The 24,714-nt window shown below is 73.2% G+C and carries 23 protein-coding genes; 12 read left to right on the forward strand and 11 right to left on the reverse strand.

What is annotated here, in order from left to right:
• Window positions 1–106: 106 nt before the first annotated feature.
• From RM590_RS16900 to RM590_RS16940, 9 genes are all read left to right on the forward strand, one after another.
• Window positions 107–1,039: a 5-dehydro-4-deoxyglucarate dehydratase gene (locus RM590_RS16900; protein ID WP_311705418.1), complete on the forward strand. Its 933-nt coding sequence runs from the start codon at window positions 107–109 to the stop codon at window positions 1,037–1,039.
• A gap of 36 nt (window positions 1,040–1,075) precedes the next feature.
• Window positions 1,076–2,641: an ABC transporter substrate-binding protein gene (locus RM590_RS16905; protein WP_311705419.1), complete on the forward strand. Its 1,566-nt coding sequence runs from the start codon at window positions 1,076–1,078 to the stop codon at window positions 2,639–2,641.
• An 8-nt stretch (window positions 2,642–2,649) separates the two neighbouring features.
• Window positions 2,650–3,576 carry an ABC transporter permease gene (locus RM590_RS16910; RefSeq protein ID WP_311705420.1) on the forward strand — a complete coding sequence of 309 codons (927 nt, stop codon included), beginning with the start codon at window positions 2,650–2,652 and terminating at the stop codon, window positions 3,574–3,576.
• Window positions 3,573–4,571 (forward strand): ABC transporter permease, encoded by a 999-nt coding sequence (locus RM590_RS16915; protein ID WP_311705421.1) that lies wholly within the window; start codon window positions 3,573–3,575, stop codon window positions 4,569–4,571. The genes RM590_RS16910 and RM590_RS16915 overlap by 4 nt, the downstream gene beginning before the upstream one ends.
• Window positions 4,568–5,596 carry an ABC transporter ATP-binding protein gene (locus RM590_RS16920; protein ID WP_311705422.1) on the forward strand — a complete coding sequence of 343 codons (1,029 nt, stop codon included), beginning with the start codon at window positions 4,568–4,570 and terminating at the stop codon, window positions 5,594–5,596. Before RM590_RS16915 ends, RM590_RS16920 begins: the two co-directional genes overlap by 4 nt.
• A complete protein-coding gene (locus RM590_RS16925) occupies window positions 5,589–6,611 on the forward strand; it encodes an ABC transporter ATP-binding protein (RefSeq protein WP_311705423.1) in 1,023 nt (340 codons plus the stop codon). Before RM590_RS16920 ends, RM590_RS16925 begins: the two co-directional genes overlap by 8 nt.
• A gap of 96 nt (window positions 6,612–6,707) precedes the next feature.
• The gene (locus tag RM590_RS16930) at window positions 6,708–6,905 is read left to right on the forward strand and encodes a hypothetical protein (protein ID WP_311705424.1); all 198 of its coding nucleotides are present in this window, start codon (window positions 6,708–6,710) and stop codon (window positions 6,903–6,905) included.
• Between the two features lie 34 nt (window positions 6,906–6,939).
• Window positions 6,940–7,575 carry an HhH-GDP family DNA glycosylase gene (locus RM590_RS16935; protein WP_311705425.1) on the forward strand — a complete coding sequence of 212 codons (636 nt, stop codon included), beginning with the start codon at window positions 6,940–6,942 and terminating at the stop codon, window positions 7,573–7,575.
• Window positions 7,576–7,605: 30 nt separating this feature from the next.
• Complete coding sequence (locus tag RM590_RS16940; RefSeq protein WP_311705426.1) at window positions 7,606–7,956, forward strand: DUF3140 domain-containing protein; 351 nt, start codon at window positions 7,606–7,608, stop codon at window positions 7,954–7,956.
• A 52-nt stretch (window positions 7,957–8,008) separates the two neighbouring features.
• On the opposite strand, the gene RM590_RS16945 is transcribed toward RM590_RS16940, so the two are convergent.
• Window positions 8,009–9,151, reverse strand: coding sequence for an MBL fold metallo-hydrolase (locus RM590_RS16945; RefSeq protein ID WP_311705571.1), 1,143 nt, complete (start codon window positions 9,149–9,151; stop codon window positions 8,009–8,011).
• Between the two features lie 240 nt (window positions 9,152–9,391).
• On the opposite strand from RM590_RS16945, the gene RM590_RS16950 reads away from it, so the two are divergent.
• Complete coding sequence (locus RM590_RS16950) at window positions 9,392–10,147, forward strand: histidine kinase dimerization/phosphoacceptor domain-containing protein (RefSeq protein ID WP_311705427.1); 756 nt, start codon at window positions 9,392–9,394, stop codon at window positions 10,145–10,147.
• A 66-nt stretch (window positions 10,148–10,213) separates the two neighbouring features.
• Window positions 10,214–10,720: a gluconokinase gene (locus RM590_RS16955; RefSeq protein ID WP_311705428.1), complete on the forward strand. Its 507-nt coding sequence runs from the start codon at window positions 10,214–10,216 to the stop codon at window positions 10,718–10,720.
• A 139-nt stretch (window positions 10,721–10,859) separates the two neighbouring features.
• Here RM590_RS16955 and RM590_RS16960 read toward each other — a convergent pair whose 3' ends face one another.
• The 7 genes from RM590_RS16960 to RM590_RS16990 form a co-directional block, all read right to left on the reverse strand.
• Window positions 10,860–11,861 carry a sugar phosphate isomerase/epimerase family protein gene (locus tag RM590_RS16960; RefSeq protein WP_311705429.1) on the reverse strand — a complete coding sequence of 334 codons (1,002 nt, stop codon included), beginning with the start codon at window positions 11,859–11,861 and terminating at the stop codon, window positions 10,860–10,862.
• A 22-nt stretch (window positions 11,862–11,883) separates the two neighbouring features.
• Window positions 11,884–13,050 carry a Gfo/Idh/MocA family protein gene (locus tag RM590_RS16965; protein ID WP_311705430.1) on the reverse strand — a complete coding sequence of 389 codons (1,167 nt, stop codon included), beginning with the start codon at window positions 13,048–13,050 and terminating at the stop codon, window positions 11,884–11,886.
• A 39-nt stretch (window positions 13,051–13,089) separates the two neighbouring features.
• A complete protein-coding gene (locus RM590_RS16970; RefSeq protein WP_311705431.1) occupies window positions 13,090–14,145 on the reverse strand; it encodes a substrate-binding domain-containing protein in 1,056 nt (351 codons plus the stop codon).
• 21 nt (window positions 14,146–14,166) lie between these two features.
• A complete protein-coding gene (locus RM590_RS16975) occupies window positions 14,167–15,222 on the reverse strand; it encodes an ABC transporter permease (protein WP_311705432.1) in 1,056 nt (351 codons plus the stop codon).
• Window positions 15,219–16,739, reverse strand: coding sequence for a sugar ABC transporter ATP-binding protein (locus tag RM590_RS16980; protein ID WP_311705433.1), 1,521 nt, complete (start codon window positions 16,737–16,739; stop codon window positions 15,219–15,221). The genes RM590_RS16975 and RM590_RS16980 overlap by 4 nt, the downstream gene beginning before the upstream one ends.
• Window positions 16,740–16,926: 187 nt before the next feature.
• Window positions 16,927–18,114: an ROK family transcriptional regulator gene (locus RM590_RS16985; RefSeq protein ID WP_311705434.1), complete on the reverse strand. Its 1,188-nt coding sequence runs from the start codon at window positions 18,112–18,114 to the stop codon at window positions 16,927–16,929.
• A gap of 155 nt (window positions 18,115–18,269) precedes the next feature.
• Window positions 18,270–18,893 carry a TetR/AcrR family transcriptional regulator gene (locus RM590_RS16990; protein WP_311705435.1) on the reverse strand — a complete coding sequence of 208 codons (624 nt, stop codon included), beginning with the start codon at window positions 18,891–18,893 and terminating at the stop codon, window positions 18,270–18,272.
• Window positions 18,894–19,728: 835 nt separating this feature from the next.
• On the opposite strand from RM590_RS16990, the gene RM590_RS16995 reads away from it, so the two are divergent.
• Window positions 19,729–20,595, forward strand: coding sequence for a phosphatase PAP2 family protein (locus RM590_RS16995; protein ID WP_311705436.1), 867 nt, complete (start codon window positions 19,729–19,731; stop codon window positions 20,593–20,595).
• On the opposite strand, the gene RM590_RS17000 is transcribed toward RM590_RS16995, so the two are convergent.
• The 3 genes from RM590_RS17000 to RM590_RS17010 all read right to left on the reverse strand — a co-directional run bounded on the left by RM590_RS17000 (window position 20,534) and on the right by RM590_RS17010 (window position 24,627).
• Window positions 20,534–23,158: a class III lanthionine synthetase LanKC N-terminal domain-containing protein gene (locus RM590_RS17000; protein WP_311705437.1), complete on the reverse strand. Its 2,625-nt coding sequence runs from the start codon at window positions 23,156–23,158 to the stop codon at window positions 20,534–20,536. The genes RM590_RS16995 and RM590_RS17000 overlap by 62 nt on opposite strands.
• Before the next feature lie 10 nt (window positions 23,159–23,168).
• Entirely contained in the window at window positions 23,169–23,348 is a 180-nt protein-coding gene (locus RM590_RS17005) for a hypothetical protein (RefSeq protein WP_311705438.1), read from the reverse strand.
• Window positions 23,349–23,433: 85 nt separating this feature from the next.
• Window positions 23,434–24,627, reverse strand: coding sequence for an RtcB family protein (locus tag RM590_RS17010; protein WP_311705439.1), 1,194 nt, complete (start codon window positions 24,625–24,627; stop codon window positions 23,434–23,436).
• Between the last annotated feature and the right edge of the window lie 87 nt (window positions 24,628–24,714).

Consider the following 24,714-nt stretch of genomic DNA (forward strand, 5'->3'; position numbering starts at 1 on the left):
ATTTCTCCTCTGCGTCCCTTGACGTGCCAGCCGCGCAGCACTTTACTCCCGTCTACAAAGATAGACGCTGTCTCCTTATGTAGACAACCATGAGGCAAGGTGCTCCATGTCGCTGACCCATTCCGAGCGGGCGAAGTCTCTCGACGGCCTGCTCGCCTTCCCCGTCACGCCGTTCGGCCAGGACGGTGAGCTGGACCTTCCGCGCTTCGAGCGACACCTCGCCGAGATGCTGGACGCCCGGCCCGCCGCGCTGTTCGTCGCCTGCGGCACCGGGGAGTTCGCCTCGCTGACCCCCGCCGAGCACCGCGAGGTCGTGCGCGCCGCCGTCGCCCATGTGGGCGGCGCGGTGCCGGTGTTCGCCGGCGCCGGCGGCGGCACCCGGCTGGCCGTGGAGTTCCTCCGCTCCGCCGAGGAGGCCGGGGCGGACGGGGCGCTCGTGCTGCCGCCCTACCTCCAGGTGGGCCCGCCCGCCGGGCTCGTCGCGCACTACCGGCAGCTCGCCGCGACCACCGGCCTGCCGCTCATCCCGTACCAGCGCTCGACCGCGATCTTCTCCCCCGAGGCGGTGGCCGAACTGGCGGAGCTGGACCAGATCGTGGCCTTCAAGGACGGGCACGGCGACCTGGAGCTGCTCCAGCGCATCCACACGGCGACCGGCGGCGAACTGCCGCTCCTCAACGGCATGCCGACCGCCGAGACCTTCGCCCGCGCCTACGCGGCGGTGGGCGCCCGCTCCTACTCCTCGGCCACCCTGGCGTTCGCCCCGGCCATCGCCCGCGCCTTCTTCGACGCCTTCGAGCGCGGCGACGAGGACGTCCAGCGGACCCTGCTGCGCGAGTTCTACGTGCCGCTGACGGAGCTGCGGCACACCACGGAGGGCTACGCGGTCTCCCTGGTCAAGGCCGGGCTCGACGTGCAGGGCCGGTCGGCCGGTCCGGTCCGCCCGCCGCTGGTGGACCTCTCGCCCGCGCACCGCGCCGAACTCTCCCGGCTGCTGGAGCGCGGCCACGCGGCCCTGGCCGTCCCCGCGGGTGCCTGACATCCGCCGAATGTGACCAAGGAGGAACGAGGAACAATGAAGTCCCCTCTCCGTCCGCTCAGGACCGCCGGCCCACCGGGCCGGGGAGCGGCCGCGGCCCTCGGGGTGGGCGCGATGCTGCTGACGGGCGGGTGCACCGTCGCCAACTCCGGGAGCGTGGCCGGCGACGGCACCGTCCGCATCGTGCTGCCGGAGGAGCCGCCCACGCTGGAGCCGTGCGACGCCTCACTGACCGCCACGGGCCGGGTCACCCGCTCGAACATCACCGAGCCGCTGGCCGAGCGCGTGCCCGAGACCGGCGAACTCGAACCCAAGCTGGCCACCGAGTGGACACAAACGTCCCCCACCACCTGGACGTTCACGCTCCGCGAGGACGTGCGCTTCCACGACGGCACCCCGTTCACCGCGGAGGCCGCCGCGTTCTCCGTGGACCGCACGATCAACTCGGACATCGACTGCAACGTGGCCGGCTACGTCTTCGGCGACGACGCCATCACCGCGACGGCCGTGGACGCGACGACGCTTGAGGTCACCACCGAGGAGCCGGACCCCATCCTCCCGCTGCGGCTCTCCTTCGTGGAGATGGTGCCGACCACCACGGACCCCGACGCCAAGGTGCGCGAGCCCGTGGGCACCGGGCCCTACCGCATCGACAAGTGGAACCAGGGCATCAACCTGCGGCTGGAGCGGTTCGAGGACTACTGGGGCGAGGCGCCCGACTACCCGGCTGCCCTGTACTCCTGGCGCGCCGAGGGCAGCATCCGCGCCGCGATGGTCTCCAGCGGCGAGGCCGACATCGCCGTGGGCCTCGCGCCGGCGGACGGCGCCGGCGACAACGCGGTCGAGTTCCCCAACAACGAGACCTCGTATCTGCGCATCGACGCCGCCAAGCCCCCGCTCGACGACATCCGCGTCCGCCAGGCCATCAACTACGCCATCGACAAGGAGGGGTTGGTCGCCTCCGTCTTCGCCGGGCTCGGCGAGCCCGCCGGACAGCTCGTGCCCGACAACGTCACCGGCTACAACCCGGACATCGAGGCGTGGCCCTACGACATGGACCGGGCCAGGGAGCTGATCGAGGAGGCCCGCGCCGACGGGGTGCCGGTGGACAACACCATCACCATCATCGGCCGCAACGGCATCTACCCCAAGGCCGCCGAGACCATGGAGGTGGTGCAGAACGCGCTCACCGAGGCCGGCCTCGACGTGGAGATCCAGATGCTCGACGTCAACGCCTGGCTCGAATACCTCCTGCGGCCCTTCCCCGAGGACATCGGCCCCACCCTCCTCCAGGCCCAGCACGGCAACCAGGCGGGCGACGCCGCGTTCACCATGGACCAGATCTACGGCAGCGAGGGCGCCCAGAGCAGCTATGGCACCCCCCAGCTCGACGAGCTGATCCACGAGGCGGAACTGGCCTCGGGAGCCGAGCGCGAGGCCGCGTTCGCCGAGGCGCTCGCCCACCAGAACGACGAGGTGGTCCGCGACGCCGTGCTGGCCCATATGACGGGCATCATCGCGCTCGCCCCCGGCGTGACCTACGAGCCGAACTCCGCGACCAACGACGAAATGCATCTGTCCGAGATGCACCCGGCAGGCTGAGGTACACGATGCTGACCTTCCTACGACACCGCATCGCATCCAGCGCCCTCCCGCTGCTGGTCGTGATACTCGGCGTGTTCTTCCTGGCGCGCCTCACCGGGGACCCCGCCAACCTCTACCTCCCGCTCAGCGCCACCCCGGAGATGCGCGAGGCGTTCGCCGCCCACAACGGATTCGACGACCCGCTCATCGCCCAGTTCGGCGACTACCTCCGGCAGATCGTCCAGTTCGACTTCGGTGAGTCGCTGCGGACCGCGCAGCCCGCCGACGAGGCCGTGCTGCGGGCGTTCCCCGCCACTCTCCAACTGGCCGGGTTCACCATGCTCCTGGCCGTCATCGGCGCCGTCGTCGTCGGCAGCCTCGCCGCCTACCGGCCCAACTCGCCGGCCGACCGCGTCGCGAGCTTCCTGTCCGCGACGGCCGCCAGCACCCCCGACTTCTGGTTCGCGATCATGGGCGTGCTGATCTTCGCGGTCCAGCTCGACTGGCTGCCCACCTCCGGCACCGCCGGTTCCGCGGCCTGGGTACTGCCCGTGGCGACCCTGCTGATCAGGCCGTTCGGCGTCCTGGTCCAGGTGGTGCGCGGCGCCATGGTGTCCGCGCTGTCGGCGCCCTACATCAAGGTGGCGCGCAGCAAGGGGGCCAGCGAGCGGCGGGTCATCTTCAAGCACGCGCTGCGCAACGCGGGCGCGCCGGCCCTCACCGTCGCCGGCGACCTCACCGTCGGGCTCGTCAACGGCGCCGTCGTGGTGGAGACCATCTTCGGCTGGCCCGGCATCGGCAAGCTGATGATCGACTCCATCCTCCAGCGCGACTTCGCGGTGCTCCAGGCGGCGGTGCTGCTGACCGCGCTGACGATCTTCGCGCTCAACATCCTCATCGACGTCTGTTACGCGCTGCTGGACGCGCGCGTCAGGCAGGGGGCGATGGCATGACCACCGACCAGACCAAGAAGACCGGCACCCGCGGCCGGGCGGCCGGCGCGTTCGCCCTGCTGCGCGAGGACCGGATGGCGATGGCGGCCAGCGGTGTGCTGCTGCTGGTGGCGCTCTGCGCGGTCCTCGGGCCGCCCCTGCTGGGCGACCTCGCCCGGGAGCAGAACCTGCACGCCGTGAACCTGCGGCCCCTCAGCGTCGACGAGGGCTGGGAGTTCGTCCTCGGCAGCGACTCGCTCGGCCGCAGCGTCCTGGCGCGGCTGGTGGTCGCGGCGGGCACGACCATGTCCGTCGCCGTCCCCGCGGTGCTGCTGTCGCTGATCGTCGGCTCCGTCTGGGGCATGTGGGCCGGCTTCCACCGCGGCTGGCGGGAGAGCCTGTCGATGCGCGTCGCCGACGTCATCCTCAGCTTCCCCTCGCTGCTGCTGGCCGTTGTCGTCCTCTACGTGTTCGACCCGAGCGCCGCCAACATCGTGCTGGTGCTGGCCATCGCCCGCATCCCCATCTACCTGCGCACCGCCCGGGCGGAGTCGGCCGAGCTGCGCAGCAGGCTGTTCGTCGACGCGGCACGCACCTTCGGCACTGGCAACTGGGCCACCATCCGGCGCCACGTCGCCCCGATCGTGCTGCCCACGCTGCTCACCGTGGCCGCCGTCGACTTCTGTTTCGTGATGCTCACCGAGTCCTCGCTGAGCTTCCTTGGCATCGGCATCCAGCCTCCGGACGTCTCCTGGGGCCTCATGGTCGCCCAGGGCCGGCAGGAGCTGCAGACCGCCTGGTGGATCGCGTTCTTCCCGGGCCTGGCGATCATCCTCACCACCGTCTCGGCCACCGTCCTCGCCGCCTGGGCCAGGATCGCCGGCGACCCGGGCCAGCGCTGGCGGCTCACCGCGCCCAAGCGCGGCCGCCGCGCGGCCGGCGGCGGACGGGCCCCGACGATCGGACAGGCCGCCCAGGTCGCCCAGGCGCCTCACATCGGAAAGGAGGGGGCATGAACAAGGACGACAACGCCGTCGCCGTCTCCCTCGCCGACCCCCCGGCGGAACGGGCGGCCCTGGCGGTCGACGGGCTCTCCGTGCGGGTCCAGACCCCGGACGGCCCGGTGCCGGTGGTCCGCGACGTCGGCTTCTCCGTCCGCTCGGGACAGACCCTCGCCCTGCTCGGCGAGTCCGGGTGCGGCAAGAGCATGACGGCCCAGGCCATCGCCGGACTCCTCGACCCGGTCGCCGAGGTCGTCGGCGGCGAGGTGCTCCTGAACGGCACGGACGTGCTCCGGCTGAGCCCGCGCGAACGGCGCCGGCTCGCGGGCCCGGGCCTGGCCGTCGTCTTCCAGGACGCGCTGACCGCCCTCAACCCCGTGTACACGGTGGGCTCCCAGCTTGCCGAGCCGTTCCGCATCCACGAGGGGCTCTCCCGCCGCGCCGCGGCCGAGAAGGCCATCGAGCTCATGGAACGGGTCGGCATACCCGAGCCGCGGTCGCGCGCGAAGGCGTACCCGCACCAGTTCTCCGGCGGCATGCGGCAGCGCCTGCTCATCGCGATGGCCGTGGCGCTGCGCCCCACGGTGCTGCTCGCCGACGAGCCGACGACGGCCCTCGACGTCACCGTGCAGGCCCAGATCATGGAACTCCTGGCGGAGCTGCGCCGGGAGACCCGGATGGCGCTCGTGCTCATCACCCACGACCTGGCCGTCGTCGCGGAACAGGCCGACGAGGTCGCCGTGATGTACGCGGGCTCGATCGTGGAGTCCGGCCCGGTCGAGGAGGTGTTCGGCGCGCCGCGCCACCCCTACACCCGCGGGCTGCTCAGCTCCGTCCCCGCCGACCACCCGCGCGGCACCCGGCTGCTGTCGATCGAGGGCAGCCCGCCCCGGCCGGCCACGCTGCCCGCGGGCTGCGCGTTCAGCGACCGCTGCCCGATGGCGCGGGAGCGGTGTGCCACCGAGGCACCGCCGCTGACCGGCACGGGGCCCGGCCGCGCCTCGGCCTGTCACTACTGGAAGGAGCTGGCCCATGCCTGACAACGCGCCACCGCAGCCGCTGTTGGAGGCACGCGGCCTGACCAAGAGCTTCCGCGTGCCGCGCAGCCCCTCGGGCAGCAACCGGCTGCGCGCGCTGGACGGCGTGGACCTCACCGTCGGGCGCGGCGAGACCCTGGGGCTCGTGGGCGAGTCGGGCTGCGGCAAGTCCACGCTGGCCCGGGTGCTGCTGATGCTGGAACGCCCGGACGCCGGCACCGTGCGGTTCGACGGCACCGACCCGTTCGCCCTGCGCGGCAAGGAGCTCCTGGCCTGGCGGCGCAAGGTGCAGATGGTCTTCCAGGACCCCTTCGCCTCGCTCAACCCGCGGCTGAACGCGGCGGACCTGATCGGCGAGCCGTGGCGCTCGCACCCCGGCCTCGTGCCCCGGCAGGAGCGCGGCAAGCGGGTGCGCGAGCTGCTGGAGATGGTGGGGCTGCGCGCGAGCGACGCGGACCGCTATCCGCAGGAGTTCTCCGGCGGCCAGCGCCAGCGCATCGGCATCGCCCGGGCCCTGGCCCTCAACCCCGAGGTGATCGTCTGCGACGAGCCCGTGTCGGCGCTGGACCTGTCCGTGCAGGCGCAGGTGCTCAACCTGCTCACCGACCTCCAGGCGGAGCTGGGCGTCGCCTACGTGTTCATCTCGCACGACCTGTCGGTCGTGCGGCACGTGGCCGACCGCGTCGCGGTGATGTACCTGGGCCGGGTGGTGGAGTCGGGACCGGCGGAGGAGGTGTTCACCGCGCCGCGCCACCCGTACACGGCCGCGCTGCTGTCCGCCGCGCCCAGCCTGGCGGGCACCGGCGGGCCGGAGCGGCCCCAGCGGATCGTGCTGTCCGGCGAGGTCCCCTCCCCGGTCGACCCGCCGTCCGGCTGCCGCTTCCGGACCCGGTGCTGGCAGGCCGTGGACATCTGCGCCGAGGTCGTCCCGGCCGAGCAGCCGGCGCCCGGCGACGGCTCGCACCTGGCCGCCTGCCACCTGCCGCTCGGCCTGGCCCCGGCCGCGGCCGGGGACTGAGCGGCGCCGGGTGAAACGACGCTCGCGCGGCCCGGGCCGTCGCCGTGTCGTTTCACCCGGGCCCGGCGGGGAACTCGGCGGCACGAGGTGGTGACGATGCCTGAACCGGGCAGCAAGAAGTACGACATCCACCGCGCCCACAAGCGCAAGCGCGCCGAGGACGAGGGCGTGCCGGACAAACAGGCCAACCGACAGGCCAACGAGGAGCTGCAGAACGATCCCCACTGGCGCTCCCGGGGCCCGCGCACCGAGCGGGGCCGCGGCCCGCAGTCCGAGCGCCCCGGGACGCAGTGACCGGCCCCGCGCGGGCGGAGAGGCGGGACTCGCGATGAGCACGCGAACCGAGAAGACCGCACAGGCGCTGATCGACCGGTGCGGCCAGACGTACGCCGAGCAGGCCGGCATCCGGCTGCGGAACACGCCGGGGCCGCTCTACCAGGCGCTGGTGCTCGCGCACCTGCTCTCCGCCCGCATCAAGTCGGACATCGCCGTGGCCGCGGCCCGCGCGCTGTTCGACGCCGGGATGCGCGACCCCAAGCGGATGGCCGAGGCCACCTGGCAGCAACGGGTGGACGCGCTGGGCGTGGGCCACTACCGCCGCTACGACGAGCGGACCGCGACCCAGTTGGGGGACGGCGCACAACTGCTGCTCGACCGGTACGGCGGCGACCTGCGGAAGGTACGCGGGCCGGACGTGTCGCAGCGGCTGCGGGAGTTCCCCGGGATCGGCCCGATGGGCGTGGACATCTTCCTGCGCGAGGTGCAGGCCGTCTGGCCGGAGCACGCCCCCTATATCGACCGCAAGGCGCAGGACGGCGCCGAACGGGTCGGCCTGCCGCGTTCCCCCAAGACGCTCGGCGGGCTGGTGTCCCGGGACGACGTGCCCCGGCTCACGGCGGGGCTGGTCCGGATCGCGCTGGACAAGGACCTCGCGGCGGACGTGCGCGCGCGAGCGGGCCGCTGACGGCGGCAACCACGGGTTGGGAGGCGCACCATGGCCGACACCGACGCGTTCGAGATCGACGCGTTGTGGGCCGAGTTTCACAACGTCGTCAACATGACGTCGCACGAGCTGGGCGCGTGGCTGCGGACGAGCAGCGCGGGCGAGGAGACGGAGGAGCCGCCCGACAAGTCGGGCAGCGAGCAGGGGCGCGGGGTGCTGGCGATTCTCCGCAAGCGGCAGATGGACCTCACCGACGGCGACATCCGGCTGATGCGCGAGGTGGTGGACACGATCCGCGACGAGCGCGCGCAGGGCCCGCGCGAGGAGGTGCCCGAACCGACGTGGCGCTACCGGCTGATGAGCGTGGGCCACGACCCGCTGCGCGCCCCGCCTCCCGAGTGACCACCGCCGGACGGCCGGGCCGGACCCCCAGGGGCGTCCGGCCCGGCCGTCATCAGCCGTCCGCGGGGCGGGCGTTCAGCGAGGGGTCGGGGGACGCGGCGCTCGCCGCGGGCCGTACGGCGATGGCCTCCCACCAGGCGTCCAGCGGCAGACCCGCGGCCGGCTCGAACGACTCCCCCGGCTTCGGCACGGCGACGGTCACGTCCGCGTCCTTGGCCGCGCGCACCGTCCGCTCCACCGGCTCCTCCCACGGGTGCAGCGCCAAGTTGAACGTGCCCCAGTGGATGGGCAGCAGCACCCCGTGCGGCACGCCGCCGGACAGGTCGAGATGGGCCCGCACGCCCTCCTCCGGGGTCATGTGGATGTCCGGCCAGTACTCGCTGCTGTAGGCGCCGATCTGCACCATGGTCGCGTCGAACGGGCCGTGCTCCGCGCCTATCCGGGCGAAGCCGGGGAAGTACCCGGTGTCCCCGGTGTGGTGGATCCGGTGCTCGGGGCCGGTCACCACCCAGGAGGCCCACAGCGTCTGGAAACGGTCCCGCAGGCCCCGGCCGCAGAAGTGCTGGCCGGGGGTGGCCGTCAGCGTCAGCCCGCCCACCCGCGCCGACTCGTGCCAGTCCAGCTCGACGAGGCGCGCGGCGGGCACCCCCCACCGCTCCAGGTGCGCGCCGACGCCGAGCGGCACGGCGAACACCGCCTCGGACGAGATCAGCGCCCGGATCGTCGGCATGTCCAAGTGGTCATAGTGGTCATGGGAGATGACGACGGCGTCCAGCGGTCCCAGCTCGGCAAGCCGCGCCGGGACCGGGTGCAGCCGCCGCGGCCCGGCGAAAGGGAAGGGCGAGCAGCGCGTGCCCCACACCGGGTCGAACAGCACCCGGTGCCCGTCGATCTCGGCCAGCACGCTGGCATGCCCCAGCCAGGTCAACCGGAGCCCGGAGCCCGGCACATCGCCCGGCTCGACGGCGGCGGGCCGGACAAGGGGCAGCCGGCCGGCCGGCTTCCGCCGCACCCGGTCGGCGCGCCGCAGCATGTCCCGCAGCATCGGCAGCATGTCGCGGGCACCGCCCATGCTGACCGGCCGCTCGTTGCGGAAGGCGCCGTCGCGGTACTGCGGGGAGCGCTGGACGCGGGTGAGCCGCTCCCCGGTGGACCGGGCCCCGAACGCGGCGGGGCGCAGCCGGTCCGGCAGCAGAGGCGGGCGGGGGGATTTCCGGGTGGCGGATGGTTGGGACGACGACTCGGTCACGAGAACCTCCCAGGGCGCGGCTGTCGCCACTGTAATCCATGGGTGTGACAATCAGTCACCGTCCGCGAGAACAGCGGGCGGCCACGGGTGCGCCAACGCCCGTTCCCCGGCAAGCGGATCCACCGCTTCCGGAAATCCGGTTCCGGCCCTGTTCACCCACCGGGTCGCGGCCATACCCTGACCGGCATGAATCGGCCACGCGTTTATCCACGCCGGAACCCCGCGGCGACGGACATCTGCGGGGCCCTGCTGGTGTTCGCCCTGTGCGTGGTGAACATCGCGGTGGACTCCTCGCTGCACGGCTGGGCGGCCGTGGTACCGGCCACGGTGGCGGTCGCGCTGTCCCTCGGGGTGGCCCTGCGGCGGCGGCTGCCGGAGCGGATGCTGCTCCTCGCGCTCGCGGGGTGCCTGGCCGAGATCCTGCGGGACGGCGCGCTGCCGGCCGCCGCCCTCGCCGTGTACGCCATCATCTGCGCGGTGGCCGACCGGGGCGCGCGGTGGGCCGTGCGGCTCGCGCTGGCCGGCGGCCTGGGCGTGGCGGTCCTGGCGGCCGTCCGGGACGCCGACGCCCCGGGCGCCGCGATCAAGACGACCGTCGCGCTGTCGGTGCCGATCGCGCTGGCCTGGGCCCTGGGCTACCGGACCCGCTGCCGCCGGTGCTACCGCACCCAGCTCGCCGAACGGGCCGCCGGGCTGGCGCAGATCCGGGCCGCCCGGCAGCGGGCGGCGGTGGCCGCGCAACGCATCGAGATCTGCCGTGAGATGTACGACATCGCCGGGCACCGGGTGGCCGGAATGGTGGTCCAGGCCGAGGCGGCCGGCCGGGTGCTGGACTCGGCGCCCGGCAAGGCCCGGCAGGCGCTGACCGTCATCGCGGGCACCGGCCGCGAGTCGGAGACCGAACTGCGCCGCGCCCGGGGACTGCTCCGCGGCCAGGACTGAGGACCGGCTGGGAGCCGGACCGGCGCGCATTTGGCGAAGACGCGCCCGGAGCCGGATAGTGGGGGCATGGCTTACTCCACCGTGGTCGTGATGGGCGTATCCGGCGTGGGCAAGACGACCGTCGCGCGGCTGCTGGCCGAGCGGCTGGGCGTCCCCTTCGCCGAGGCGGACGATTTCCACCCCGAGGCCAACATCGCCAAGATGTCGGCCGGGATCCCGCTGAACGACGCCGACCGCGGCCCCTGGCTGGAATCGCTCGGCGCCTGGCTGCGGGAGCGGGAGGAGGAGGGCAGTGGCGGCGTGATGACGTGCTCCGCCCTCAAGGTCCGCTACCGGGACGTGCTGCGGGCGGGCTCCCCCGGGGTGTTCTTCCTCCATCTGCACGGCACGACGGAGCTGATCGCCGAGCGGATCGGGCAGCGCGCCGGCCACTTCATGCCCCCGGAGCTGCTGGCCACGCAGCTCGCCGACCTGGAGCCGCTGACCCCCGGGGAGAACGGCGCGGTGCTGGACGTCGGCCCGCCCCCGGAGCGGCTGGCCGACGCGGCGCTGGACCTGCTCAAGGGCGCCTGACCCGCGCGTCGTACTGCCCGCCCCGGCGTTCCCCCGCGCCGATGGCGACGGGCAGGGGAACGCCTCCGTCACGGCCGGCCCGGGCCCACCGCGGGCCGGGCACGGTCCGTGCGGAGACCGGGCGTTCGGGAGATCGGCGTCACTCGCTGCCGAAAGCCGCGTCGAACGACGCGGTGGGCGGCGGGTAGTCGTAGGCCCGCAGCCGGGCCAGGGCCTCGGGGGCGCCGGCCAGCCGGTCCATGCCGGCGTCCTCCCACTCCACCGAGACGGGTCCCTCGTAGCCGATGGAGCGCAGCATCCGGAAGACGTCCTCCCACACGACGTCGCCGTGCCCGGCGGAGACGAAGTCCCAGCCGCGGCGCGGGTCGCCCCACGGGAGGTGGGAGCCCAGCCGGCCGTTGCGACCGTCCAGCCGCCGGCGGGCCTCCTTGCAGTCCACGTGGTAGATGCGGTCCCGGAAGTCGTAGAGGAAGTTGACCGGGTCGAGGTCCTGCCAGACGAAGTGGCTCGGGTCGAAGTTCAGCCCGAACGCCGGGCGGTGGTCCACCGCTTCGAGGGCGCGCTTGGTCGTCCAGTAGTCGTACGCGATCTCGCTGGGGTGCACCTCGTGGGCGAACCGCACGCCCTCGGCGTCGAACACGTCGAGGATCGGGTTCCACCGCTCGGCGAAGTCCTCGTAGCCGCGCTCGATCATCCCCGGCGGCACGGGCGGGAACATCGCGACCAGGTGCCAGATCGAGGAGCCGGTGAAGCCGATGACGGTGCGCACGCCGAAGGCGGCGGCGGCCCGCGCGGTGTCGGCCATCTCCTTGGCGGCCCGGGTCCGGACGCCCTCCGGCTCGCCGTCACCCCAGATCCGGGGCGGCACGATGCCCTGGTGGCGCTCGTCGATCGGGTGGTCGCAGACGGCCTGGCCGACGAGGTGGTTGGAGATGGCCCAGCACTCCAGGCCGTACTTCTCCAGCAGCGCGCGGCGCCCGGCGACGTAGTCCGGCTCGGCGAGCGCCCGGTCGACCTCGAAGTGGTCGCCCCAGCAGGCCAGTTCCAGACCGTCGTAACCGAAGTCACGGGCCAGCCGGCAGACCTCCTCCAGGGGCAGGTCCGCCCACTGGCCGGTGAACAGTGTGAACTTGCGTGGCATGGCGTTCGTGTTCCTGCCTCTCCTACTCGGCTGCCGGGACGGGGGTGAAGACGGCGTTCTTCTCCGCGCTCTCCTCGATCGCGGCCAGGACCCGCTGGACCTGGAGGCCGTCGGCGAAGGTGGGCTCCGGCTGGACGCCCTCGGCGATGGCCCGCACCAGGTCGCGCGCCTGGTGGGTGAACGTGTGCTCGTAGCCGAGGCCGTGCCCCGGCGGCCACCAGCCCTCCAGGTAGGGGTGGTCCGGCTCGGTCGCCAGGATGCGGCGGAAGCCGGCCTCGGCGCCGGGCAGGGTGTGGTCGTGGAACTCCAGTTCGTTGAGCCGCTCCAGGTCGAAGGCCAGAGAACCGTCGGACCCGTTGAGCTCGATCCGGAGCTGGTTCTTGCGGCCCGCGGCCAGCCGGCTGACCTCGAAGGAGGTGAGCGCGCCGGAGGCGAGCCGGCCGGTGAACACGGCGGCGTCGTCCACGGTGACCCGGCCGGTCTCGCCCGGGCCGCCGCCGGGCAGGGCGCGTTCGGTGATGAACGTCTCGGTCTGCGCGGAGACGCCGGTCAGCAGCTCGCCCGAGAGATGCTGGGCGAGGTCGACGATGTGCGCGCCGAGGTCGCCGAGCGCCCCGGAGCCGGCCTTCTCCTTCTGGAGCCGCCAGACCAGGGGCAGGTCCGAATCCTCGCCCCAGTCCTGGAGGTAGCTGACGCGCACGTGGCGCAGCGTGCCGATCCGGCCGTCGGCGACCAGCCGGCGGGCCAGGGCGAGGGCCGGAACGCGGCGGTAGTTGAAGCCGACCATGGCGATCTGGCCACGCTCCGAGGCGGCCCGGGCCGCCTCGGTCATCGCCTCGGCCTCGGCCACGGTGTTGGCCAGCGGCTTCTCGCACAGCACGTGCTTGCCGGCCTCCAGGGCGGCGATGGCGATCTCCGCGTGGCTGTCGCCGGGGGTGCAGATGTCCACGAGCGACACGTCGTCGCGGGCGATCAGCGCCCGCCAGTCGGTCTCGGCCGCGGCCCAGCCGAGCTTGTCGGCGGCGGCCCGGACGGCGCCCGGGTCGCGCCCGCAGACGGCGGCCAGCACGGGGGACAGCGGCAGGTCGTAGGCCCGGGCCACGGTACGCCAGCCCTGGGAGTGGGCGGCGCCCATGAAGGCGTAGCCGACCATGCCGACGCCGAGTGGAGGTGTGGTGGAATGCGGCATCTGGTTCCCTGTCAGTCGCGATTCTTCTGGTGCGGTGCGTCAGTTGAAGCCGGTCGGCAGGTACTGCTCGACGTTGTCCTTCGTGACGACGGCGGAGTAGAGGGTGACGGAGGACGGGATCTCGAACTCGGCCAGGCCCCCCACGCCCTTGGCCTGCCCGAGGGCACGGGCCAGGTCGATGGCGGAGGCGGCCATGGTGGGCGGGTAGAGGACGGTGGCCTTCAGGACCGAGTTGTCCGCCTGGATGGCGTCCATGGCTGCCTTGGACCCGGCCCCGCCGACCATGATGAACTCGTCACGGCCGGCCTGGTCGATGGCGCGCAGGGCGCCGGCGCCCTGGTCGTCGTCGTGGTTCCACAGGGCCTCGAACTCCGGCTGGGCCTGGAGCAGCCCCGACATGACCTCCTGGCCCGACTCCACCGTGAACTCGGCGGCCTGGCGGGCCACCTTTTCGATGTTCGGGTAGGTGGCCAGCGCGTCGTCGAAGCCCTGGGTGCGCTGCCGGGTCAGCTCCAGGCTGTCGGTGCCGGCGAGTTCGACCACGCGGGCGTTCTCGACGTCGCGCAGCCGTTCCCCGATGAAGTGCCCGGCGTTGAGTCCCATGCCGTAATTGTCGCCGCCGATCCAGCAGCGGTACGCCTGGGGGCTGTCGAAGATCCGGTCCAGGTTGATCACGGGGATCCCGGCCCGCATGGCGTCGAGGCCGATCTGGGTCAGCGCGCGGCCGTCGGCGGGCAGGATGACGAGGACGTCGACCGCGCTGTTGATCAGGGTCTCGATCTGCCCGATCTGGGTGGCGGTGTCGTTGGAGCCCTCGGTGATCTCCAGCGTGACGTCCTCGTATCCGTCGGCGCGGCTGCGCGCGTTCTCGTTGATCGCGTTCAGCCAGCCGTGGTCGGCCTGCGGGCCGGCGAAGCCGATGGTGACGTGGCGGCCCGGCTCGTCGCTGGCCGCGGCCGGCGCCTGCTCGCCACCCTCGTCGTCATTGGACTCGTTGCTGGTGCAACCAGCCAGGAACATGCCGGCGGAGGCGGCGGCGGTGCCGAAGAGCAGCCCTCTGCGGCTGGCGATCGGACCGGCGGGTGAATCGGTCATGGTGTGCACCTTCCGTGGAGGTCAGGGTTGTTGTGCGGCGGTGCGGCGCTGGAGGAGGACGGCGGCGACGATGATCGCGCCCTGGGCGATCTGCTGGACCGCGCTCTCCAGGTTGTTCAGCGTGAAGAGGTTGGTGATGGTCTGGAAGACGAGGACGCCGAGCACGGCGCCGAGAATCGTGCCGCGCCCGCCGCTGAGCAGGGTGCCGCCGATGATCGCCGCAGCGATCGCGTTCAGCTCGTAGAGGTTGCCGTTGGTGTTCTGGCCGGAGCCGCTGAGCACGACGAGCATGAACGCGGCGACGCCGCAGCACAGGCCGGACAGGCCGTAGATCATCAGCCGCTGGCGCTTGACCGCGATGCCGGCCAGCCGGGCCGCCTCGGGGTTGCCGCCGATCGCCACGGTGCGGCGGCCGAAGGTGGTGCGGTTGAGCAGCACCCAGCCGATGGCCGTCACACCCGCGAAGATGATCACCAGCGGCGGGACGCCCAGGACATAGGCGTCGCGCCCGCCGAGGTCGAGCACCGAGTCGACGGTGACGATCTGGGTCCGGCCCTCGGTGATCTGGAGGGCCAGGCCGCGGGCCGAGGCGAGCATGGCGAGGGTGGCCACGAACGGGACCATCGGCCCGTACGCGATCAGCACTCCGTTGACCAGTCCGCAGCCGAGGCCGACGGCGAGCGCGCAGAAGATCATGCCGCCCATGCCGTACTCCTGGGTGGCCACGGTGGTGCACCAGACGGAGGCCAGGGCGACGATCGCGCCGACGGACAGGTCGATGCCGCCGCCGATGATGACGAAGGTCATGCCGACGGTGACCACGCCGATCACGGAAGCCTGAGTGAGGATCAACTGCACGTTGTCGACGCTGAGGAACTGGTCGGGCGCGGTGATGGCGCCGATCAGCGACAGGACGGCGAGCACCCCGACCAGGGAGAGGCTGTGGACATCGGTGAGGGACCCGAGCGGGAGCCGGGCGCGGGGCCCGCGGCCGGCCGCCGGCGACGGCGCGTCCGGCGGCGGCGACTTGGCGAGCGAGGGCGACGATGCGGGTTCGGAGGTGGCGCCGTGGGTCACGCCGGACTCCCTTCCATGACGAGATCGAGGACCCGGTGCTCGTCGAGCTCCCGGGCGGGTGCGGTGTGCACGACCCGTCCCTCCCGCAGGACCAGCACCCGGTCGGCGAGACCGAGGACTTCGGGTATCTCGCTGGAGACCAGCAGAACGGCCACGCCGTCGTCGGCCAGCCGGCGGATGAGGGCGTACAGCTCGGCCCGCGCGCCGACGTCGACGCCCCGGGTCGGCTCGTCGAGCAGCAGGACCTTGCAGTGGCGCAGCAGCCAGCGGGCGAGCACGGCCTTCTGCTGGTTGCCGCCGGAGAGCGTGCGGATCTGGCGGTCGGGGTCGGCGGGGCGCAGGGACAGCTCGCGGGCGCGGGCGGCCGCGGCGGCCCGTTCGCCGGCGCGGTCCAGCCAGCCGGCGCGGGAGAAGCGGGGCAGGGAGGAGATGGAGACGTTGCGGGTGACGGATTCGAGCAGGAACAGGCCCTGGGCCTTGCGCTCCTCGGGGGCGAGGCCGAGCCCGGCGCGCACGGCGGCGGTGACGTCGCCGGGGCGCAGCGGGCGGCCGTCGACCAGGACGCGGCCGGCGGTGGCGCGCCGGGCGCCGTAGATGGTCTCCAGGATCTCGGAGCGGCCGGAGCCGACGAGCCCGGCGAGGCCGACGACCTCGCCGGCCCGCACCTGGAGGTGGAACGGGGCGAACTCGCCGGCGCGGGCGAGTCCTTCGACGCGGAGCACTGGCTCGGCGCCGGTGTCGGCGGGCGCCGGTGGGCGTGCGGGGAAGGCGTGTTCGACCTCGCGGCCGGTCATCAGGGCGACGATGTCGCGGGTGGCGGTGGTGGCGGCGGGCAGGCCGCGGGCGACGACGCGGCCGTCCTTGAGGACGGTGACCCGGTCGCCGATCTGCCGTATCTCCTCCAGCCGGTGGGAGATGTAGACGATGGCGACGCCGGCCTCGGTGAGGTCGTCGACGATGCGGAAGAGGTTGCCCACCTCGTCGGGGTCGAGAACGGCGGACGGCTCGTCCATGATGATCAGCCGGGCGTCGTGGGAGAGGGCGCGGGCCATGCTGACGATCTGCCGGCCCGCCGCGGAGAGGGTGCCGACGATGCGGCCGGGGTCGATCTCCGGGTGGCCGAGGCGGGCCAGCAGCGCGGCGGTGGCGGCGCGGGCGGCGCCGCGCCGCACGAAGCCGGCGGTGGCGGTCTCGTGCCCGAGATGGACGTTCTCGGCGACGGACAGGTGCTCGACGAGGTCGAGTTCCTGGTAGATCGTGGCGATGCCCAGCCGCATGGCGGCGGACGGCGAGCCGAGGACGACGCGTTCGCCCTGCCAGACGATCTCGCCGGAGTCGGGCCGGTGGGCGCCGGAGACGACCTTGATGAGGGTGGACTTCCCGGCGCCGTTCTGGCCCAGCAGGCAGTGCACCTCGCCGGGGTTCACGTCCAGGTCGACGCCGTCCAGGGCGCGGACACCGGGAAACGATTTGGTGATGCCGGTCAGGGTGAGAATCGGCGGTGACGCGCTTGCCATGGGCTGGCCTCCTCGGCGACTGTGCCGGTGCGCGGGCGTGCGTGGGCAGGAATGTGGCGCGCGGTGCTGATGCGGCTTGTGCGACGGCCGGTGCGGATGTGCCGGATGGGGCACCGCCGCGGTGGGCACGTGTCCCGTGACACGTGGCCCGGCGGCCGGAACGGGAGGGCGGGCGCCCTCGGTCGGGTCAGGTCGGGGAGTAGCTGAAGAGGTGGTCGCTGATCAGGCGGGCCGCGCCGGTGACACCGGCGACGGGACCGAGTTCGCCGAGAACGATGGGGAGGTTGCCGGTGGCCAGGGGCAGGGACTGGCGGTAGACCTGGGTGCGGATGGCGGCGAGAAGGGTGTGCCCGAGGCCGGTGACGCCACCGCCTATCACCACCAGCGCGGGGTTGAAGAAGCTGACGAGGCCGGCGATGACCTGGCCGGTGCGGCTCCCGCCGTGCCGGATGAGGTCGAGCGAGGCCACGTCACCGGCCGCCGCCGCACTGGCCACGTCCGCGGCCGTGAGGGCGCCGGTGGCCGTGAGGCGGGCGGCGAGTTCGGGGGAGCGGCCGTCGCGGGCGGCGGCCTCGGCGTCCCGGGCGAGCGCGGCGCCGCCGAAGTACGCCTCCAGACAGCCCCGGTTGCCGCAGGGGCACTGGCGGCCGTCGGCCTCGACCCGGATGTGGCCGATGTCCCCGGCGCTGCCGGTGGCGCCCCGGTGGACCTTGCCGTCCGCGACGATGCCGCAGCCGATGCCGGTGCCGATCTTGACGCAGATGAAGTCCTGGACGGAGTGGGCGACTCCGGCGTGCTGTTCGCCCAGCGCCATCAGGTTCACGTCGTTGTCCACCATGACCGGGCAGCCCAGCTCCTGGCCGAGTGCCTCGCGGACCGGGAAGCCGTCCCAGCCCGGCATGATGGGTGGCGCCACCGGGACCCCGTCGGGGAAGCGGACGGGGCCCGGGACGCCGATGCCGGCGCCGTCGAAGTGGTCGGCGAGCCCGGCGTCGCGGAGCTTGGCGGCCATCGCCAGCACCTGTTCGCAGACGGCGACCGGCCCCTCGCGCACGTCCATCGGCTCGGTGAGGTGCCCCAGGATCTCCAACTCGGGGCCGGTGACCGCGACATCGATGGACGTGGCGCCGATGTCGACGCCGAGGAAACGCAGTTGGGGCGCGAGCCGCACATTGTGCGACCGGCGTCCGCCGCGGGAGGCGGCGAACCCGTCGCCCACGACCAGCCCCGTCTCCAGGAGCCGGTCGATCTCCACGGCGAGCTTGGACCGGGAGAGCTCGATGCGGTCGCCGAGCTGGGCACGGGAACTGGGGCCGCCATCGCGCAGCAGCCGAAGCAGCCGCGCCTGGTGCGCGTTCCCGGGCCGAGCCGTCATCCGCCTCACGCTGTCCCTCCCGCCCCCGTCGGCATCGGGCGCCGGCACGGGATCCGCGTCGGCCTGGGTGGGGAATGTAGCAGCGGCCCGGCGGCCTGGGAAGAAGTTCTGCACGGATCGCTGGAACTTTTCCCGCAGTGAGGACAAAGCCGTGATCAGGGGTCCAGGACCTGCCCGAAGTACCCGCGCAGCACCTTCTTCAACTCCCCGATCACGGCCTCCCGTTCGCCTCCCTCGGCGGCGGCCACGACCATGGGGATCAGCGCCTTGAAGACCTGGCCGCCGACGTGGGCGGCGAGGGTGGCCTCGGCGGGCGTCAGCCGACCGGCGCGCTCCACGACGACGCCCACCACCCGCCCCATCACCGCCCGCTCCAGCGGTTCGGCGGCGGAGCTGAGGCCGGCCGGCTGATCGGTCCTGGCGAAGAGCGCCTTGAAGCCGGGGTTGGCGATGTTGAAGGCGATCAGCGGATCCACGATCCGGTCGATGAACTCGTCGAGGCCCAGGCCCGCGAGGTCCACACCGCTGAACGCCTCGTCGTGCGCGGCGCCGAGGTCGGCGACGAAACGAAGGGCCAGCGCCTCGGCGATGGCCTCCTTGTTCGGGAAGAACTGGTAGAGCGAGCCGGGGGAGATCCCGGCCTCGGCCGAGATCTTGATGGTGGTCGCCGCCTCGTAGCCGTGCTCCGCGAAGACCGTCGCCGCCGCGTCGAGGATCTGGGCCATCCGCTGCTCACCGCGGGCCTGCCGCTTCCGTCGCGGCCGAGCCTCGTGCGCCACGTCATCCACCTCCTGTTCTCCGTGTCCGCCCCGCCCCGGGGCGCCATCATGACAGCCCATGACAATGCGAATGATGATTCGCAAACGCGGGCAGGGTCCGAGCTGGCCCGGCTCGACGGGGTCCACCAGGTCCCGATGGACGTCACGGACGAGTCGTCGGCCCGCGCGCCGCGCATCGAGCTGGCGCCGTTCGGCACAGCGGTCACCCTGGTCGAGTCCGGGACCACCGAGACCCGATCTCCGCCAAGGCGGAGCCGGCCGCGCGCGCCGCGCTGAACGACGCCGATCCGGAGCTGACCGCCCTCTACGCCGCCCGGCTGCGGAGCTTCGAGGAGACCATCGCGAAGAACAAGCAGGGACCGGTGGACGCCGTGGCCAAGGCCATCGTCACGGTCGTCGAGGCGCGGAAGCCCAAGATCGGGTACTCGGTGGGGCGACGCCGGCCGCGTCGGCGTGCCGGCCAAGCCGCCGCCCCGGCTGCGCGACCGGGTCATCACCGGCGCGCTGGGCCTGCCCCCCGGAAGACCCGGGCCACCGGCACCCCGGCCGCCCCCGCCCGCGTCGTGCTGGTGGGAAGCGGCACGCACTTCGGGACCTCCGGCACACCTGGGGTCTGGTTCCGGCCCCCCGCGCGACCCCCGTCGAGGTGCTGGCCCGGCCGTTCCACCGCCCGGCCCGAAAACGTTCGGGATCGCGTGGTTCCGGTGTGTGCGGTGCCCCGCCGGGAAGGAGCAACGTAAACTCGGGGCGGGGAACAGAAGATCGAAGCGTGAACGGAAAGGGGTTCCGCTTCCAGACCGCGATCAGCCGACCCTGCCATTCGGGAATACTGCCTATGCCAAGCACTCGTGTGCTGAAGCGAGCCCTTACCAAGCCGAACCGGGAGCGGTCCGCCACCGCCTCCCGGCCGCCGCTCATCCGTGAACTGCCACTCGTCATCGCCCTGTATATGGCGTACAAGTTCGGCAGACGGGCGGCCAACGGGCAGTTCGCGGACGCCCACGACAACGCCGAATGGATCTGGAGCCTGGAGCGCACCCTTCATCTGCCCAGCGAGGCACGGGTGCAGGACCTGCTGATGCACAGCGAAATCCTCATTCGCGGCATCAACGTGTACTACGCCACGGTGCACTTCCCCGCCATGGTCCTTTTTCTCGTCTGGATGTACTGGCGGCGGCCCGGCCACTATGTCTGGGTGCGCTGGGTGCTCACCTGGCTGACCGGGGCCGCGCTCGTGCTGCATCTGCTGGTACCCCTCGCCCCGCCCCGGCTCTTCCGCGCGACCCGCATGGTCGACACCGGCGTGCTCTACGGCCCCGCCGTCTACGGAAAACCCAAACCGGACTCCATGGCCAACCAGTTCGCGGCCATGCCCTCGCTGCACGTCGGCTGGGCCGTGTTCATCGCCGTCGCCCTGATCATGGCGACCCGCGGCAGGCTGCGCTGGCTGTGGCTGCTGCACCCCCTCATCACCCTGGTCGCCGTCGTCGCCACCGCCCACCACTACTGGATGGACGGCCTGGTGGCCTGCGCGATCCTCGCGGTCATCCTGGTCGTGCTCCGCCCGCCGCGCCTCGGCCGGGCGCCCGCCCCGGACCGCGCGGCGGCGGACGAGGAGCCGCCCGCGAGCGCCCCGGAGGCTACGGGCGCGCGGCCGGTGTCACCACAGCGGCCAGCACATCTGGCGCGCCGGGAGACCTGAGCCCGTACAGAAAGGCCAGAACGCCCGCGTAGCCCATGCCGAACGACAGCGGGGCGTCCTGGCCGGTGAGCGCGATGAGTTCGGGCGCGTCGTCCGGGCCGTGACTGCGCACCATCAGGTGGCGCGCCACCCGCCCGGCCGCCGCCCGGTACTTCTCCCCGCCGCCGCTGTCGGCCAGATCCAGCAGCGCGCTGCCCACCCCGCAGACCCCGCAGCACTGCGACAGGTTCTCCATGCGGGGGATCCACCGGACGCAGGCGTCGCCCGCCACCGCGGCGGCCCGGACGCACTCCGGCTCGTCCAGCACCACGCCCGCGTGCTGCAACGCGCGCGCCGCGCCCGCCAGTCCCTGGCACCAGGAGGCGGCGATCGGCACGGCGGAGGGCGCGCCCGCGGCGGCGGCCAGTTGCCGTGCGCGGCGGGCCAGCCGCCGGGACCGGTCCAGCGCGGCCCGGGCCACGTCCGGATCGCCGGTCACCGCGGCGAGCCCGACCAGGAAGTCCACGATGCCGGACAGCCCGTGCGCGTAGCCGAACGACGGAGCGACCCCCGCGCCCGGCGGCAGCCCCGCGTCGCCGACGCCGAGCAGCGGCTCGGACCGGGCCATCAGCACCTCCGCCTCACCGCGGGCGAACGCGAGCCGCTCGGCCGGGTCGTCGGAGACCTCGGCCAGCAGCAACTGGCCGAGCCCCACCCCGGCGGCGCCACTGAAGACGTCGTCCTGCGGCTCGGGCGCCCCGGCCGGGGCCACCTCCCCGGCGTCGAACCCGGCCGCCCGGGCCCGGGCGAGGAACAGCTCGATGCCGGTGCTGCCCGCGAACAGCCCCTCGGCGAGCGCCACTTTCCGCGTGGCGTCCCGGGCGTGGCCGATCAGCCGGCGCAGCACCCGCGGCACGCCCGGCCGTTCGCGATGCCGCAGCAGCGCCAGCCCGAGGCCGGCGCTGCCGGTGTGGACGCTGGCGTCCACCGCGCCGATGGCCGCCTCGTCGCCGTCGAGCTGGTGCCGGTCGACGGCCGACAGGATCAGGGACAGCACGCGCTCCTCCAGCAGGGCGGCGGGCTCGTCCGGAGGCTCGGGCGCGAGCGGCCGGGCGAGTGGGCCGTTCGCGGCGGGCGGGCGGCGGCCCGCCGCGAAAGCGCGCAGGGTGCCGGTGGCGCGCGCCTCGTTCGGACTCAGCAGCCCGTCGATCGTCTCGACGACGGCGGGCGGCACGGCCGTCAGCGCCTGGAGCATGCGCCGGCGCGCCAGTTCGCGGTCGGTGACGCCGGTCAGCGGCAGCATCCCGGTGGCCGCGTAGCCGAGCGTCATGCCGAACGCGAAGCAGTCGTCGGCCGGGCCGGGCGGCTCGCCGCGCAGTTGGCCGGGCGGCGCGAACCCCGGGGTGCCGCCGGGCAGTTGGAGGCCGTCGAGCGCGGCAAGGCCGAAGTCGACGAGGAACGGGCGGTCCGGGCCGAGCACCACGTTCCGCGGGGTGATGTCGCGCATCAGCACGCCGCGGTCGTGCAGCGCGGCGATGGTGCCCGCGAGCCGGACGGCCAGCGGCTCGCCGAGGGCGTCGGCCGTGCCGAGCGGCAGCGCGCCGTTCAGGCGGACGTGGTGCAGCAGGTTCAGCGCGCCCACGTCGGCGGTCACCAGGAACTCGTCGGGCCCGTGCGCGAAGTGGTCGTGGAACGTGGGGACGCCCTCGATGCCGGCGCAGGCGGTGAGCACCCGGCGCTCGTTGCGCAGCCGGGTGCGCGCGTCACCCGAGCGCCCCTCGGCGACGTGCGCGCGGGCCTGTTTGACGATGACGCGCCGCCCCGTCGCCGTGTCCTCGGCGCGGAAGACGTTGCCGTGGGCGGCGCGGTAGATGCCGCGGGTCAGGCGGTACCGGCCGCCGAGGACGACCGGCTCCTCCACCGGGTCGGCCGAGCCGCCCGAGCTATCCGAGCCGTCCGGCCCGGCGGCGCGGAACGGGTCGGCGACCCAGGACGGCTGGCGGTATTCGAGGGAGGCCACGGCGTCGAACCACGCGCCGCCGGGACCCGGGATCCGGATGCCGAGGCCGCCCCGCTCCCCCGCGTACCAGCGCGCCGCGAACGGGCCGTAGCGGTAGTAGACGGGCGCGTCGGCGGCGACCCGGCGGTCGCTGAGGACGCGCGGCCCCTCGTGGCCGCGCAGCAGCCGGGCCAGGGCCCGGCCGAGGTCGCGCACCCGGCCGGGGTCCGGGTAGACGGTCACCGCCTTGCCGACCGCCGCCGGGGCCGCCAGCCCGCTGTTGACCCGGGTCAGCACGGCCCCGGAGCGGACGATCTTGAAGTGGCAGCGCTCGGCCAGCAGGAACGGCAGCAGGGTGCCGGCCAGTTGGGGAAATGTGCCGGCGCGCGCCGAGATGTGCAGCTTCCAACCGTGCTCGGCCAGCGGCACACCAGCGGGAACGACGGTGATCCACGAGTCGGAGACGTGCAGGGAGTGGCCGGCGCCGGGCGCCGCCGCCAGGGCCCGCCGGATCAGCTCCACGCCGTCCCAGCCGGGCCCCGCGCCGGCTCCGCCGCCGGCCCACTCGTCCGAGTGCTCACTCACGAGGGAGCGCTCAGGCGAACGGGTAACTGTTCCCCGTGGCCAGACAGTTGTTCGTCGAGGTAATGCACACGCAACTGATCGGACAGCGGTCACCCGCGTGGGCGGCCTGCTCCACCGAGTCGAAGGCGATCCGGGGCTCGACGGCGAACTCCCCGGCCGGGCGCGGGACCAGATCGGTCAAGGCTTCCATACATGGCTCCCTGCGTAGTCGCCTGGCCAACGCGACGAACGTAACACCGGCCGGGCGTCCTGCCCATGACGCCTCCGCCGTGCCGTCAGCCCTTGACGCAGACCACCTGCCGCAGCTTGGCCACCACCTCGACGAGGTCGCGCTGGCGGTCCATCACCTGCTCGATCGGCTTGTAGGCGCCGGGGATCTCGTCCACCACGCCCGCGTCCTTGCGGCACTCCACGCCATGCGTCTGCTCGACCAGATCCTGGACGGTGAAGCGCTTCTTGGCCGCGTTCCTGCTCATGCGCCGACCCGCGCCGTGCGAGGCCGACCGGAAGGACGCCTCGTTGCCCAGGCCCTTCACGATGTACGAACCGGTCCCCATCGAGCCGGGGATGATGCCGTACTCCCCGCTGCCCGCCCGGATCGCGCCCTTGCGGGTGACCAGCAGGTCCAGCCCGTCGTAGCGCTCCTCGGCCACATAGTTGTGGTGGCAGGAGATGACCTCCCCGAAGGTCGGCCGCGCCTTGCGGAACTCCCGGCGCACCTGGTTTTGGAGCAGCCCCATCATCACCGCGCGGTTGCGCCGGGCGTACTCCTGGGCCCAGTACAGGTCGTGCCGGTACGCCTCCATCTGCGGGGTGTCCGCGATGAACACGGCCAGGTCCCGGTCGACCAGCCCCCGGTTGTGCGGCAGTTCGCGCGCCCGCTCGATGTGGTACTCGGCCAGCTCCTTGCCGATGTTGCGCGAGCCGGAGTGCAGCAGCAGCCAGACGGCCCCGTCGGTGTCGAGGCACACCTCGATGAAGTGGTTGCCCCCGCCGAGCGAGCCCATCTGCCGGACCGCGCGCTCCCGGCGGTGCGCGACGGCCGGGGTCACCTCGCCGAAGCCGGACCAGAAGTCGTCCCACCCGGCGGTCGGCAGGCCCGGCACCCGGGCGGGGTCGACGGCCTCGCCGTGCATCGCGTACCCGACCGGTATCGCCTCCTCGATCCGCGAACGCAGCCGGGACAGGTCGCCGGGCAGGTCGTTCTCGGTGAGGGAGGTGCGCACGGCCGACATGCCGCAGCCGATGTCCACGCCGACGGCGGCGGGGCACACCGCGCCCTCCATGGCGATCACCGAACCGACGGTGGCGCCCTTGCCGTGGTGCACGTCCGGCATCACGGCGAGCCCGCGGATCCACGGCAGCGCCGCCACGTTGTGGAGCTGCCGCATCGCGGCGTCCTCAACTGTCGCCGGGTCGGCCCATATCCGGATGGGAACCCGCGCACCGGGCAGTTCGGTAAATGCCATGACTTCTCATCCCCCGTCATATCTGCGGTGACTTTCGCCGGTTCCATTGTGTTCGAAGGGGGGCCATGCCCGGCAACTGCTTTTGTT

Source organism: Streptomyces litchfieldiae, from assembly GCF_031845365.1.
In the GTDB taxonomy this organism is placed as follows: domain Bacteria; phylum Actinomycetota; class Actinomycetes; order Streptomycetales; family Streptomycetaceae; genus Streptomyces; species Streptomyces litchfieldiae.

What these genes read in the sequence shown, in the direction of transcription:
- RM590_RS16900 (WP_311705418.1), top strand. Translation starts at nt 107, where the DNA reads ATGTCGCTGACCCATTCCGAGCGGGCGAAGTCTCTCGACGGCCTGCTC.
- RM590_RS16905 (WP_311705419.1), top strand. Translation starts at nt 1,076, where the DNA reads ATGAAGTCCCCTCTCCGTCCGCTCAGGACCGCCGGCCCACCGGGCCGG.
- RM590_RS16910 (WP_311705420.1), top strand. Translation starts at nt 2,650, where the DNA reads ATGCTGACCTTCCTACGACACCGCATCGCATCCAGCGCCCTCCCGCTG.
- RM590_RS16915 (WP_311705421.1), top strand. Translation starts at nt 3,573, where the DNA reads ATGACCACCGACCAGACCAAGAAGACCGGCACCCGCGGCCGGGCGGCC.
- RM590_RS16920 (WP_311705422.1), top strand. Translation starts at nt 4,568, where the DNA reads ATGAACAAGGACGACAACGCCGTCGCCGTCTCCCTCGCCGACCCCCCG.
- RM590_RS16925 (WP_311705423.1), top strand. Translation starts at nt 5,589, where the DNA reads ATGCCTGACAACGCGCCACCGCAGCCGCTGTTGGAGGCACGCGGCCTG.
- RM590_RS16930 (WP_311705424.1), top strand. Translation starts at nt 6,708, where the DNA reads ATGCCTGAACCGGGCAGCAAGAAGTACGACATCCACCGCGCCCACAAG.
- RM590_RS16935 (WP_311705425.1), top strand. Translation starts at nt 6,940, where the DNA reads ATGAGCACGCGAACCGAGAAGACCGCACAGGCGCTGATCGACCGGTGC.
- RM590_RS16940 (WP_311705426.1), top strand. Translation starts at nt 7,606, where the DNA reads ATGGCCGACACCGACGCGTTCGAGATCGACGCGTTGTGGGCCGAGTTT.
- RM590_RS16950 (WP_311705427.1), top strand. Translation starts at nt 9,392, where the DNA reads ATGAATCGGCCACGCGTTTATCCACGCCGGAACCCCGCGGCGACGGAC.
- RM590_RS16955 (WP_311705428.1), top strand. Translation starts at nt 10,214, where the DNA reads ATGGCTTACTCCACCGTGGTCGTGATGGGCGTATCCGGCGTGGGCAAG.
- RM590_RS16960 (WP_311705429.1), bottom strand. Translation starts at nt 11,861, where the DNA reads ATGCCACGCAAGTTCACACTGTTCACCGGCCAGTGGGCGGACCTGCCC.
- RM590_RS16965 (WP_311705430.1), bottom strand. Translation starts at nt 13,050, where the DNA reads ATGCCGCATTCCACCACACCTCCACTCGGCGTCGGCATGGTCGGCTAC.
- RM590_RS16970 (WP_311705431.1), bottom strand. Translation starts at nt 14,145, where the DNA reads ATGACCGATTCACCCGCCGGTCCGATCGCCAGCCGCAGAGGGCTGCTC.
- RM590_RS16980 (WP_311705433.1), bottom strand. Translation starts at nt 16,739, where the DNA reads ATGGCAAGCGCGTCACCGCCGATTCTCACCCTGACCGGCATCACCAAA.
- RM590_RS16985 (WP_311705434.1), bottom strand. Translation starts at nt 18,114, where the DNA reads ATGACGGCTCGGCCCGGGAACGCGCACCAGGCGCGGCTGCTTCGGCTG.
- RM590_RS16995 (WP_311705436.1), top strand. Translation starts at nt 19,729, where the DNA reads ATGCCAAGCACTCGTGTGCTGAAGCGAGCCCTTACCAAGCCGAACCGG.
- RM590_RS17005 (WP_311705438.1), bottom strand. Translation starts at nt 23,348, where the DNA reads ATGGAAGCCTTGACCGATCTGGTCCCGCGCCCGGCCGGGGAGTTCGCC.
- RM590_RS17010 (WP_311705439.1), bottom strand. Translation starts at nt 24,627, where the DNA reads ATGGCATTTACCGAACTGCCCGGTGCGCGGGTTCCCATCCGGATATGG.